Origin of the sequence: Phycicoccus avicenniae, assembly GCF_050496545.1 — a bacterium.
In the GTDB taxonomy this organism is placed as follows: domain Bacteria; phylum Actinomycetota; class Actinomycetes; order Actinomycetales; family Dermatophilaceae; genus Phycicoccus; species Phycicoccus avicenniae_A.
In genome coordinates this window covers 47,827-60,395 of sequence record NZ_JBNVZV010000015.1, presented here as the reverse complement: position 1 = coordinate 60,395, position 12,569 = coordinate 47,827, and the positions used below count along the sequence as shown (strand labels likewise).

Genomic DNA, 12,569 nt, shown 5'->3' with positions numbered 1-12,569 from the left:
GTGGCCGCAATGAGCGACGAGCCCGAGGTCATGACCCGCAGCGCCCGCCAGCCCGACCGCACGGAGGTCACCGGGCCGGAGCAGACCGACGTGTACGACGTCTACGAGCCCGACCCGCACCGCGCCCGCGGCGTCACCGTCGCCCTGGTGCACGGCGGGTTCTGGCGTCCGCGCTACGACCGCAGCAGCCTCGCCCCGCTCGCCGAGGCGCTCGCGCGCGACGGGTTCCACGTCGCCAACCTCGAGTACCCGCGCACGGGGATGCCGGGCGGCGGCTGGCCCGGCACCGCCGACGCGCTGCTCGCGACCCTCGATGCCGCCCGCGCCGACACCGACCTGCCCGACCCCCTCGTCCTCGTCGGGCACTCCGCCGGCGGGCACCTCGTCACCTGGCTCGCCTGCGGGGACCGTGTCCCCGGGCTGCGCGGCGCGGTCGGGCTCGGCCCCGTCGCCGACCTCGCCGAGGCCGACCGCCAGCACCTCGGCGACGACGCCGCCCGGGACTTCCTCGGCGGCTCGCCCGAGGAGGTGCCCGACGCCTGGGCCGCCGCGGACCCCGGCCGGCAGCGGCTCGGCGCCCCCGTGGTCCAGGTCGCCGGCGAGCGCGACGACGTCGTCCCGCCGTCGGTCGCCGAGGCGTGGCTGGCCACCCGCGACCCCGACGAGCCGGCGAGCACGGCCCTGGCCCGCGGCGCCGACCACTTCGACCTCATCGACCCCGAGCACCCGGCCTACCTCCTGGTCCTCGCCGAGGTCGAGGAGCTGACCCTGCACTGACCCCGCACTGACCCCGACGCCGAGCCGGCACCGGCCCGCCACCTAGGCTGACGACATGGCGGCCCCACCCCTCGCCCGCGTCCTCGATGGCGTCCGCCTCCACGTCGTCACCGGCAAGGGCGGCACCGGCAAGACGACGGTCGCCGGCGCGCTCGGGCTCGCCCTGGCCCGCACCGGCCGGCGCGTCCTCCTCGTCGAGGTCGAGAACCGGCAGGGCATCAGCCAGACCTTCGGGGTGCCGCCGCTCGGCACCGACGAGGTGCGCCTCGTCCAGGACCCCTCCGGCGGCGAGCTGTGGGGGCTCTCGGTGGACGCCAAGGCCGCGCTCCTGGAGTACCTGCAGACGTTCTACAAGCTCGGCCGCGCGGGCGGGGCGCTCGAGCGGATGGGCGTCGTCGACTTCGCGACCACCATCGCGCCCGGCGTCCGCGACGTCCTGCTCACCGGCAAGGTCTACGAGGCGGTCGGCCGCACGACCGGCAGCAAGCGCGGCCAGGGCTCGCTCGCCTGGGACGCCGTCGTCCTCGACGCCCCGCCGACCGGCCGCGTCGCCCGCTTCCTCGGCGTCAACGAGCAGGTCGCCGGCCTGGCCCGGATGGGCCCCATCCACTCGCAGGCCGAGTCGATCACCCGGATGCTCCGCGACCGCCGCAGCGTCGTGCACGTCGTCACCCTCCTCGAGGAGATGCCGGTGCAGGAGAGCGCCGACGCCGTCGCCGAGCTGACGGCCGGTGGCTTCGGGATGGGCGCCGTCGTCGTCAACCAGGTGCGCGAGCCGCTCGTCCCCGCCGACCTGCTCGGCCGGCTCGACGAGGACGGCGACGAGGTCGAGGAGCGGGTGCGCGCCGACCTCGCGGCCGTCGGGGTGCGCTCGGGCGCCCGCACGGTGGGGGGCCTCCTCGCCGAGGGGCGCGACCACGCGGCGCGCATCGCCCTCGAGCGCGACCTCGCCGCGGAGGTCGAGGCGCTCGGCCTGGCCACCGTCCGCCTCCCCGCGCTGGCCTCCGGCACCGACGACGGCGGGGTCGCCGTGCTCGCCGACGAGCTCGCCGCCCAGGGTGTGGCCTGATGCCCGGCCGCTCCCCCGCCACCGCCCCCGCCGCGGTCGACGTCGACGCCCTGCTCGCCGACCCGGGGACGCGCATCGTCGTCTGCTGCGGATCCGGTGGCGTCGGCAAGACGACGACCGCCGCGGCCCTCGGGGTGCGCGCCGCCGAGGCCGGCCGCAAGGTCGTCGTCCTCACCATCGACCCCGCCCGCCGCCTCGCGCAGAGCCTGGGGCTCACCGAGCTCGACAACACCCCACGGCCGGTGGTCGACGTCGGGGCGGACGGCGGCTCGCTCGACGCGATGATGCTCGACATGAAGCGGACCTTCGACGAGGTCGTGCTCGCCCACTCCACCCCCGAGAAGGCCGCCCAGGTCCTCGAGAACCCCTTCTACCAAGCGGTCTCCAGCTCGTTCGCGGGCACGCAGGAGTACATGGCGATGGAGAAGCTCGGCCAGCTGCGCGCCGAGGCCGACCGCGACGGCACGTGGGACCTTGTCGTCGTCGACACCCCGCCCTCGCGCTCGGCGCTGGACTTCCTCGACGCCCCGAAGCGGCTCGGTTCCTTCCTCGACGGCCGGTTCATCCGCCTCCTCATGGCCCCCGCGAAGGCCGGCGGGCGGGCCTACCTCAAGGTCTTCTCGGTCGGCGCGAACATCGCCGCGGCCACCCTCTCGAAGGTGCTCGGCGGCCAGTTCCTCACCGACGTCCAGACCTTCGTGGCGGCGCTGGACACGATGTTCGGCGGCTTCCGCGAGCGCGCCGACGTCACCTACGCCCTGCTCAAGGAGCCGTCGACCGCCTTCGTCGTCGTCGCCGCCCCCGAGCGGGACGCGTTGCGCGAGGCCACCTACTTCGTCGAGCGCCTCGAGGCCGAGGGGATGCCGCTCGCCGGCGTCGTCGTCAACCGGATGCAGACCCTCGCGGCCCCGGGGCTCAGCGGGTCGCGGGCCTCCGCCGCCGCCGAGCAGCTCGAGGACCGCGCCGACGACGCCGACACCACCGCACCCGGCCCGGCGCTCACGCCCGCCCTGCTGCGCCTGCACGCCTCGCTCGCCGAGGCCGCGACCCGGCACGAGGGACACGTGAAGCGGTTCGTCGCCGCCCACCCCGGCGTCGCGGTCTCGACCGTCCCCGCCGCCGCCACCGACGTCCACGACCTCGAGGGCCTGCGCGCCGTCGGCGCCGCGCTCGCCACCGGCTGACGTCGCGACCCACGACCCGGGCTACGGCGCAGTAGGTGCTGCGATCACGACCAGTACTGCGGTGTAGCCCGCGCCCAATGCGCACGCACGAAGGCCCGGACCGTGTGGTCCGGGCCTTCCTGGTGAGACCCCCGGTGGGGCCGACCGGGTCCGAGCGTGGCTGCAGGGGTGCCGCGCGCGGTGCAGGGGGTGGTCGGCCCCTCCGGGGAGATCGGGGGGTCAGGCGATGGCGCCCTCGGCGCCACGGGCCTTGGCCGTCGACAGCAGAGCCGTCCACGACCGCACGTCAGGGCGTCGGCGCAGCAGTGCACGCCGCTCTCGTTCGGTCATCCCTCCCCAGACACCGAACTCCGTGCGGTTGTCGAGCGCGTCGGCGAGGCACTCGGCGACGACCGGGCACCCCTTGCACACGACCTTCGCGGCGCGCTGCGCCTTGCCCTGGACGAAGAGCGCATCCGGGTCGCTGCCGGCGCAGCGCCCGAGGGGCGCCCACTCCGTGACCCACTGCCCGTCGGTGCTCTGCTCCGCTGGGGAGATGCTCATGTCCACCTCGTTCCGCTTCTCTGGATGTCCCCGGCCCCGGCTCGGGTGAGGACGTACGGAAACCGTAGGCAACAGGCGTGACCAGCGGCTATCGTCCGAGCGGGTCGGGCGGGTGGCCGAACGGACGACCCCGGGGTCGAACGGCCGATGAGCGGGATCCGCAGGTGCACCACGCACGCCCGCGTGTCCGCCGCCACGCGCGGAGAGCGGCATCGTCAGGTCCCGGGGTTACCCTGTCGGGCATGGACGGTCGCGCCCAGAACATCCCCGCCGTGCTCAGGCTCCTCCTCGGATTCGTGGTCCTGAGCACGGTTGCCGGTCTGCTCGTCGCCGGGATCGCGGTCCCGGCCATCGGGGCGAGCGGCCAGGCGGCCAAGAGCGGGGTCGACTTCTTCAACGACCTGCCGAGCGAGTTCACCATCTCGCCGCTGGCCCAGCAGTCGAAGATCGTCGACGCCAGCAACAAGGTGATCGCGAACCCGTACGACGAGAACCGCATCATCATGCCGCTGAACAAGATCTCGAAGAACATGCGGAACGCGCAGATCGCCATCGAGGACGCGCGGTTCTACGAGCACGGCGGCCTCGACCCGCGCGGCTTCACGCGCGCGCTCGTCTCCAACCTCCAGGGCGGCGACCCGCAGGGCGCCTCGACCCTCACCCAGCAGTACGTGAAGATCACCCTGCAGGAGCAGGCGCTGCGCGCCGGCGACAAGGAGGCCGCCGCGGCCGCGACGCGCAAGAGCTACGCCCGCAAGGTGCAGGAGCTCAAGTACGCGATCAACGTCGAGGAGAACTTCACCAAGGACCAGATCCTCACTGGCTACCTCAACCTCGTCTACTACGGCGACCAGGCCTACGGCGTCGAGGCGGCCGCCCTCAACTACTTCGGCGTCCACGCCAGCAAGCTGAACCTGGCGCAGTCGGCACTGCTCGCCGGCATCGTCCAGCAGCCCACCGCGTACAACCCGATCATCAACCCCAAGCAGGCCCAGGCCCGCCGCGACATCGTCCTCACCCGCATGGAGCAGCTGGGGATGGCCTCGGCCAAGGACGTCGCCGCCGCCAAGAAGCTGCCGGTCAAGAAGATGATCAAGAAGACGCCGGTCAAGGGCGTCTGCCACCGCTCGTCCCAGCCGTACTTCTGCGCGTACGTCATGGCCTACCTCCAGAAGTCACCGCAGATGGCGGTGCTCGGCAAGACGCCGGAGGAGCGGCTCAAGCGGATCAACCAGGGCGGCCTGACCATCCGCACCACGCTCGACCCGCGGCTGCAGAAGATCGCGCAGGCCGAGATCACCAAGGCCGTGCCGATCGGCAACAAGAGCAACCTCGGCGGCGCGATGACCGTCGTCGAGCCCGGCACCGGCAAGGTCCTCGCGATGGGCCAGGCGGCGAACTTCGAGAAGAACCAGACCAACTGGAACGTCGACCAGGTCTACGGCGGCGGCCCCTTCGGGTACCAGTTCGGCTCGACCGCCAAGATGTTCGGGCTCGTGACCGCCCTCGAGCAGGGCATGCCGATGAACTCCACCATCAACGTGCCGTTCGCCAGCAACAAGCAGGACCACGTCTTCCAGGGCCCGAAGGTCGTCGGCGCCGAGTGCGGCTCGAACGAGCCGTGGAAGGTCGGCAACGACTATGCCATCGGCGGTCGGCAGATGACCCTCGCCGAGGGCATCTCGAAGTCGATCAACACCTGGGCCGCCCAGCTGACCATCGAGGTCGGGTCGTGCAACGTCCTGGACACGATGAAGAAGATGGGTGTCCACCAGGCCGACGGCAAGGACTTCGCCCGCACGATCTCCAACGCCACCCTCGGCTCCGGCACGACCACGCCGCTCGACCTCGCGAGCGCCTACGCCACCCTCGCCGCCGACGGCAAGTACTGCGAGCCGAGCCCGATCGTGTCGATCACGACGCCGGACCGCAAGGAGATCAAGATCCCCAAGATGTCCTGCAAGCAGGTCATCAGCAAGGACACCGCCAACGCGGCGACCTTCCTCCTCAAGGGGACCCTGCGGCCGGGCGGCACCGCCGACAACAACTGGAACGTCGACACCCGCCCCGCGGCCGGCAAGACGGGCACCACCGAGAAGCACAACCAGGCGTGGTTCGTCGGGTACACCCGGCAGCTCGCCACCGCGGTGTGGATCGGCAACGTCATCGTCACCGACAAGAACCGCAAGCTTTACTCGCTCAACGGCAAGTGCTTCGGCTCCTACGGCTGCTTCGGTGACGTCTTCGGTGGCACCGTCTCGGCCCCCGTGTGGGCGAGCGCGATGAAGAAGATGTCCGAGGGCATGCCCGTCGAGCAGTTCCCGGCCCCCAGCCAGAAGGCCCAGCGCGGCAACCTCCAGGACCTGCCGAACGTCTTCGGCCGGAGCCCCGGCGAGGCCGCCCAGATGCTCAAGGACGCCGGCTTCTCGAGCCAGGTCGGCCCGAGCATCGCGAGCAACGCCCCGCAGGGCACGGTCGGGGGCACCTCACCCTCCGGCTCGGCCCTGCCCGGCCAGACGGTGACGCTCTACATCTCCTCCGGGCAGGCGGTCGCCCAGCCCAAGCCCCAGACCACGCAGCCCCCGACCAGGGGTCGCGGCGGCAAGGGCAAGGGTGGCACCACGCCACCACCGCGCGGCTGAGCACCGCGCACGACGAAGGGCCCCGTCCGTGGTGGACGGGGCCCTTCGTCGTGCGTGGGCGGGCGGTGGCTCAGCGGGTGGTCAGCGCGGCTTTGACGACGGCCGCGACCCGGCCGCCGTCGGCGCGCCCGGCGACCTCGCCCTGGGCGGCCTTCATGACCCGGCCCATGTCGGCCGGGCCGGTGGCGCCGGTGGACGCGAGCGCCCGCTCGACGATGGCGCGCAGCTCGTCGTCGCCGAGCTGGGCCGGCAGGTAGGCCTCGAGGACGGCCAGCTCGGCCTCCTCGGACTCGGCGAGCTCGGGGCGCTGCGCGTCGCGGAAGGCGGCGGCCGCCTCCTTGCGCTTCTTGGCCTCCTTGGCGAGGACCTTGAGCACCTCGTCGTCGCCGAGCTCGCGGGCCTCGTCGCCGGCGACCTCGGCGGTCGTCACGGAGGTCAGCGCCATCCGCAGCGTGGAGGAGCGCACCTTGTCGCGGGCCCGCATCGCGTCGTGCAGGTCGCTCTGGAGGCGGGCCTTGAGACCGGAGTCGTTCATGGCGCCAGTCTCGCACCCGGCCCGCGGGCCGGGCACCCGGGATTCTTCGGGAGCGCCCTGGTGGCTCCGGCCCGGTCGGGCGCCCTCGGTCCGACCGACGACACGCAGGGGCCACGAGGCCGGAGTCCGTGCGCAGGTCCCGGCCCGGTCGCCGGTTCGTGTCGTCCGCCCGTCGGAACGCCGCTGACCGGGCACCCGGGATTCCTCGGGAGCGCACCGCGTTTGCGAGGATGGCCGGATGGACCCGCTCGCCCGTACCGCCCTGCGCACCGTCGGTGGCCTCGTGGGCGCCGGCGCCGCCGCCGTCGCGTACGCGGCCCTCGTCGAGCGGACCTGGTTCACCCTGCGCCGCTTCGCCGTGCCGGTGCTCCCGGCCGGGTCGGCGCCGGTGCGCATCCTCCAGGTGTCCGACCTGCACCTGACGCCCGGGCAGGACAAGAAGATCGAGTGGGTCCGCTCGCTCGCCGGTCTGCGCCCCGACTTCGTCGTCAACTCCGGCGACAACCTCGCCCACGTCGAGGCCGTCGGGCCGCTGCTGCGGGCGATGGAGCCGCTGCTCGAGGTGCCCGGCGCGTTCGTCCTCGGCTCGAACGACTACTTCGCACCGGTGCCGAAGAACCCGGCGCGCTACCTGACGCCCGGCTACGCGAAGGCGCCCCGCAGCCGGGGCCACCTGCCGGTCGGCGAGCTCGTCGAGGGGCTGCGCGCGGGCGGCTGGGCGGACCTCGACAACGCCCGGACCGTGGTCGAGATGGGTGGGCAGCGGGTCGAGCTGGTCGGCGTCGACGACCCGCACGTCGACTTCGACCGCTACCACGAGGTCGCCGGCCCCGCCCGCGACGACGTGGCCCTGACGATGGGCCTCGTGCACGCGCCCTACCAGCGCATCCTCGACGCGATGGTGGCCGACGGCGCCGGGCTGGTGCTCGCCGGGCACACGCACGGCGGGCAGCTGGCAGTGCCCCTGTACGGCGCGCTCGTCACGAACTGCGACCTCGACACCGGGCGCGCCAAGGGGGTCTCGCGCTGGTGGCCCGGCGCGGGCGGCGCGGTGGGGTCCGACGCGCCGCGCGACGCTGCCTGGCTGCACGTGTCGGCCGGCCTCGGCACCTCGCCCTACGCGCCGGCGCGCTTCGCCTGCCGCCCGGAGGCGACGCTGCTGACTCTCGTCGCGCAGGACCACGACGGCCCCGCCTGAGGCGCTGCGAGGCGTTCGACGGACCGATTTCGGGAGGCCGGGGCCGGTCGGCTATCCTCGGGTGTCGCTGCGGCCTCCGGCCTCGGCGACATGCCACGGGGTGTGGCGCAGCTTGGTAGCGCGCGTCGTTCGGGACGACGAGGCCGCAGGTTCAAATCCTGTCACCCCGACAGCAGTGGCAAGGGCTCTGACCAGCGGACATGCGGTCAGAGCCCTTGGCATTTCTCGACCGCGGGCAGAACTGGGGCATAACGCGTCGCGACGCCGGGGCCGTAGACGCGCTCGCGGAGGGCCCCGCCCGCAGCCAGTTGCCCGACGTCCACGCGGCGCCTCCCGGCGGCGTGGACGTCGTGCGAGTTGTCCCGATACGCATTCATCCAACCCAGACCTGCTCCTTCTCAACCCTAAAACGTCGGCTGGGGCCCTCCTGACGATGCGTGACGGCATCCCGAGCCATTGCCGCGCAGTTCGTGTCCACGTCCGGACACTGACGCGGCGGGGACGGTCCCAATCTCGACGACGGCGATGGCGACCGAGACGGTGAGGTCGGGCGTTCGTCCTCAAAGGAACACGACGACGTGCCCCCGGCGCGTGCACCCGTACTCTCGCTAAACGCGGGAGTGTCGAGCAGGACGCCCAGCTCGGCTTCGGACGGTTCGGCCGAACTGCGTACGAGTGGCAGATCTGGCCCGTCGCCCGGGCTCTCCTGCTCATCGAAATCAGCCCACGACTGATCCGGTCCCGGCGTGCGGGGTCCGGCGTCGCGAGTAATAGCCGAGGTCCACGTCGAGCCCGAGCCGAGGAAGAGCCAGCCGCACCGGATCGACGTCGTGGTCGCGCCCGTTGCGCTCGGCGTCGACCAAGGCAGCGATCACGGCCCCGATCATCGGGGCGTTCTTGAACTGATTCCCGCTCGTGCCGATGGCGAGGAAGAACCCCGCTCGTGAGGTCTTGTCGTAGACGGGGACCCAGTCGGGGGTGACGTCGTAGGCGGAGGCCAGCCCGACCGGTCGGGGCGGCACCGCGGCGTCCGGGAGGCGCCGAGCCATGCGGTGCACGTTGCGTTCGTAGCCGATTCGGGTCACGGTCGTGGGGTAGTCCTCGAGGTCCTCGATCCACTCGAGGGGGTCGCAGGCCGGCTCCAGACCGCCGACCAGGAGGGTCCCGCCGGGGTGGGGGCGGAAGTAGGTTCCGAGGTCTGCGTCGGTAACGCAGACCCCACCGTGGCCCACTGCGAACCCGTCGGGCGCCTCGATGACGTGGACCTCCTGGCGCAGCGGGCGCGTAGGAACCGTGATCTCGTCGAGGACGCCGGCGATCTCGCACATCCGGGCGCTCCACGGTCCCGCGGCGTTGACCACGACCTCCGCAGGCAGCGACCGTCCCGACTCGAGCTCCACGCACTCCACCGGCCCCGTTCCCGGGACCGCGACCACGGAGTCGCGGAAGACGAAGCCCGCCCCTGCGGCCCGGGCGGCGTCCGCCAGGTTGGCGGTGGCCAGCTGCGGGTCGTCGATGAAGCCGCCCTGGGGGGTGAACAGGCACGCCAACTCCCCGTCGGCGTCGGCGAAGAACTCGTCGGTGTCGACGGGCACCGGAGGTCCGAAGTGTCCGGGATCGAGCGCCGGGACCGCGGCGCGGGAAGCCTGCGGGTCCCACCGCTGCCAGACGACGCCGACCTCGTCGAAGAGCCGCTCGAGAGTGTCGAGGCGCAGGAGGGGCGAGTCGTAGACGAGGGCTCCGACCTCGTAGAACCTGGCGAGGTCGCCGACGGGCCCGACGACGCCCGACCAGTCCTTCCACATTAAGGCCGACTCCAGGGCCAGGGCGACCGCCGTCCGGTGGGTGTAGTGGAAGCGGACCACGGCCGAGGACGAGCTCGTCGTGGCCGACCCGGGCTGCGGGCCGCGGTCCACCACGGTGACGGCGTAGCCCTGCCGGCTCAGACTGAGGGCGATCGAGCACCCGACCACGCCGGCCCCGACGACCACCGCGGGCCCCGGGAGGGCCGGGTTCGTCACGGCTCAACGACGTCGACGGGACGCGCCGGGTGCTCCACGCCGCGGGAGAAGGCCGGAAAGCCGAGCAGCGTCTGCGTGCGGTCGCGTCCGCCTCGCTGGGACAGGAGCGCACCGAGGACGTACAGGAGGGCGGCCAGGACCCACGTCTCGAGGGCTGCGATGCCGACGTCCGCCCAGTACCACGAGGGCTGGGTGAAGGAGTTGAAGACGCCCGTGGTGACGACTCCGTAGGACACTGCGAGGACGAGGGCGAGTAGCCCGGGGAGGTTGATCCGCGCGGACTGGGTCCAGGTAGGAACGGTGACGAGCGGCCGGGAGATCCCGAGCAGTCTGGGGAGGACGAAGTGGTCCGTCGCCATGATGATGGTGGCGCAGGGTGAGCCGATCGCGCCGAGCGTGGCGATCTTGGCGAAGCCGTCGAGGTTCGAGCCGCTGTTGATGTAGAGCGTGGCGAGGACGCCCAGCACGGCGACGAGGGCGCAGGCGTAGTAGCGCGACCAGCCGCGCACGTGGGAGAGCAGGTTCTGGATGGCGTTGATGGACTCGTAGTAGTTGCCGTCGTTGAGGGAAACCTGGACGACGACGACGATGACGGCCATGAGGATGCTCAGGCCGAAGAGGGAGTAGTCGGTCATCCAGGGCAGCAGGTCGCCGAGCGCGGTGGAGGCCTCGGGGTTCTCCCGGGTGACGAGTTCGGCGGCGATCCACCCGCCGATGCCCGAGACTGTGACCCCGGCGAGGAACGCGAAGCCGTAGGAGACGAGGTAGACGCGAGGGCGCGGGGGTGAGTAGCGCCAGATGTCCGCCTCGGCGCCCCAGATAGCGGTGCCGATGATCAGCGCGATGGCGGGGCCCACCGCGAGCGGGGCCACCTCGGGAGGGGTCCCGGTCAGCTGGCCTCCGTCGGTCACGATGCCCTTGAGCACGAGGTACACGGTCCAAGCCAGGAGGATCGGGGTGACGATGCGGCGCGCGAAGACGGCGATGCCCTGGAAACCGACGACGTTGTTGACGACCATGAGGACGGCGGCCACGCAGGCCCAGGCCATCGTGGTCGTGGCGCCGAGGTCCCACCCGAACAGCCCGTCGAGGAGGGTGATCGTGAAGTAGGCCTGGAAGCCCGCCCACCCGGTCTGGGTGAAGATCAGGACGACGGAGACCACCCCCGACCCGACCGAGCCCAGCACGGAGCGCGACAGCAGAGCAACGGTCTGACCGGTCCGGGCTCCGAGGTGGGCAGCGGCCATGCCGTAGGCCAAATAGAGGGCCATCCCGAGCAGGAGCATGCCGACCGTGGCCAGCAGCGAGAAGCCGGCCGAGTGCAGGGCGATGCCGGGCACGATGTAGGTGAAACCCGACTCGAGCGTGAGCCACAGCGCCGCGAAGTGGAACAGCGGCTTGCGCTCGGCGAGAGGGACGATGCCGTTCTCGGCAGAGGTGTAGTCGTGCTGCAGCCCCTCGGTCGTGATCAGGGCATCGGACGGCGCCGACGTCGGTGGGGCGGTGCGGGGTGATTGGACGTCCTCGGTCATGTCGGTCTCCTTCGGGCACGGCAGGTCACGCGACCGGGTCGGACGCGTGGGGTGCAGCGGGGGTCAGGGCAGCGGGCAGGCCACCGGTCGTATCAGTCCGGCGGAGGACCCGCGGATCTTCAGGGGGAAGGCGAGGAAGGCGAACGTGCGCTGGCCGGCGGCGGCGACCTCCTCGAGCCAGACGTTCTCGATGATCTGCACTCCCGCGGTGGCGTAGAAGTAGCAGTGCACGGGCAGGAAGGTGTCCGGCTCCTCGTGGGGGATGACCTCGACACCGATCGTGTCGGCTCCCACGCACATGACCCCGACCTCCTCGGCAAGGTACCTGGCAGCCGCCAGCCCGATGCCCGGGGAGTTTTCCATGTAGCCGGAGGCATCCGGCCAGCGCGACATCCTCCCGGTCCGGATGAGGGCGATGTCGCCGCGCCGCAGCTGCGCCCCGTGGTGCCGCTGGGCGGCGACGAGGTCGGCCGGGGTGATGGCGTAGCCGTCGGGGAGGCACTGCACGGCGTGAACGGCGGCGATGTCAAGCAGCACCGCACGCGCGACGACCGGGGGGTAGTGCTCCGGCCCGCCGACCGTCCAGCACCGGCTCCCGAGGTTCTTTGCCGGGGTCCACCCGTTCCAGAACAGTCCATAGAAGCCGAGGTGGTTGAGGAGGTCCATGTGGGTTCCGGAGTGCGTGTACATCGAGATGGAGTCCCCGAAGTAGCTGTACTTGGCATGCACGTTCTGCCCCGCACCCGAGAGGTTGTCAACCGGCGAGCCGCCCGGGGTGTGGGTCGCGTACATCTGGAACGAGGGGTCGCCGGCGGCCGTCCACGTCGGCATCCCCACGAAGTGCTCCACCGAGAGGTCAAACATCGCGCGCGCGTCCATCCGTCCGATGAGCTCCGCGCGCGACGCGTCCGTCATCCAGTTAATCCGCCCTACATGGTCATCCGGACCCCATGGACTCTCGGAGACCCGCACACCGTCTCCGGCGAAGAGCGCGGTCGGCACCAGTTCCGGGTCCGGTCCGGGGTCGGTCGGCTCGCTCGACGCCGGCGGCAGGGTGTGGTCGGGACC

At 72.0% G+C, this 12,569-nt stretch carries 10 protein-coding genes and 1 tRNA gene; 6 read left to right on the top strand and 5 right to left on the bottom strand.

The window, feature by feature from the left end; translation table 11 throughout:
• The first annotated feature begins 9 nt into the window (after nucleotides 1–9).
• From ACQZ2A_RS13540 to ACQZ2A_RS13530, 3 genes are read left to right on the top strand one after another with little or no spacing between them, the layout of a single operon-like run.
• On the top strand, nucleotides 10–777 hold the full coding sequence (locus ACQZ2A_RS13540; RefSeq protein WP_430211926.1) for an alpha/beta hydrolase family protein: 768 nt from the start codon (nucleotides 10–12) through the stop codon (nucleotides 775–777).
• Between the two features lie 55 nt (nucleotides 778–832).
• The gene (locus tag ACQZ2A_RS13535) at nucleotides 833–1,846 is read left to right on the top strand and encodes an ArsA-related P-loop ATPase (protein ID WP_430211923.1); all 1,014 of its coding nucleotides are present in this window, start codon (nucleotides 833–835) and stop codon (nucleotides 1,844–1,846) included.
• Nucleotides 1,846–3,030 carry an ArsA family ATPase gene (locus ACQZ2A_RS13530; protein ID WP_430211920.1) on the top strand — a complete coding sequence of 395 codons (1,185 nt, stop codon included), beginning with the start codon at nucleotides 1,846–1,848 and terminating at the stop codon, nucleotides 3,028–3,030. The genes ACQZ2A_RS13535 and ACQZ2A_RS13530 overlap by 1 nt, the downstream gene beginning before the upstream one ends.
• Nucleotides 3,031–3,249: 219 nt before the next feature.
• Here ACQZ2A_RS13530 and ACQZ2A_RS13525 read toward each other — a convergent pair whose 3' ends face one another.
• A complete protein-coding gene (locus tag ACQZ2A_RS13525) occupies nucleotides 3,250–3,573 on the bottom strand; it encodes a WhiB family transcriptional regulator (protein WP_430211918.1) in 324 nt (107 codons plus the stop codon).
• Nucleotides 3,574–3,815: 242 nt separating this feature from the next.
• On the opposite strand from ACQZ2A_RS13525, the gene ACQZ2A_RS13520 reads away from it, so the two are divergent.
• Entirely contained in the window at nucleotides 3,816–6,215 is a 2,400-nt protein-coding gene (locus tag ACQZ2A_RS13520) for a transglycosylase domain-containing protein (protein WP_430211916.1), read from the top strand.
• Nucleotides 6,216–6,285: 70 nt separating this feature from the next.
• On the opposite strand, the gene ACQZ2A_RS13515 is transcribed toward ACQZ2A_RS13520, so the two are convergent.
• Entirely contained in the window at nucleotides 6,286–6,750 is a 465-nt protein-coding gene (locus ACQZ2A_RS13515) for a GatB/YqeY domain-containing protein (RefSeq protein WP_430211913.1), read from the bottom strand.
• Between the two features lie 238 nt (nucleotides 6,751–6,988).
• On the opposite strand from ACQZ2A_RS13515, the gene ACQZ2A_RS13510 reads away from it, so the two are divergent.
• Nucleotides 6,989–7,948: a metallophosphoesterase gene (locus ACQZ2A_RS13510; RefSeq protein ID WP_430211911.1), complete on the top strand. Its 960-nt coding sequence runs from the start codon at nucleotides 6,989–6,991 to the stop codon at nucleotides 7,946–7,948.
• A 96-nt stretch (nucleotides 7,949–8,044) separates the two neighbouring features.
• Nucleotides 8,045–8,118 (top strand) — tRNA-Pro (locus tag ACQZ2A_RS13505).
• A 549-nt stretch (nucleotides 8,119–8,667) separates the two neighbouring features.
• Here ACQZ2A_RS13505 and ACQZ2A_RS13500 read toward each other — a convergent pair.
• The 3 genes from ACQZ2A_RS13500 to ACQZ2A_RS13490 form a co-directional block, all read right to left on the bottom strand.
• On the bottom strand, nucleotides 8,668–9,969 hold the full coding sequence (locus ACQZ2A_RS13500) for an NAD(P)/FAD-dependent oxidoreductase (protein ID WP_430211908.1): 1,302 nt from the start codon (nucleotides 9,967–9,969) through the stop codon (nucleotides 8,668–8,670).
• The gene (locus tag ACQZ2A_RS13495) at nucleotides 9,966–11,501 is read right to left on the bottom strand and encodes a cytosine permease (protein ID WP_430211905.1); all 1,536 of its coding nucleotides are present in this window, start codon (nucleotides 11,499–11,501) and stop codon (nucleotides 9,966–9,968) included. Before ACQZ2A_RS13495 ends, ACQZ2A_RS13500 begins: the two co-directional genes overlap by 4 nt.
• A 63-nt stretch (nucleotides 11,502–11,564) precedes the next feature.
• Nucleotides 11,565–12,416, bottom strand: coding sequence for a cyclase family protein (locus ACQZ2A_RS13490; protein WP_430211902.1), 852 nt, complete (start codon nucleotides 12,414–12,416; stop codon nucleotides 11,565–11,567).
• Between the last annotated feature and the right edge of the window lie 153 nt (nucleotides 12,417–12,569).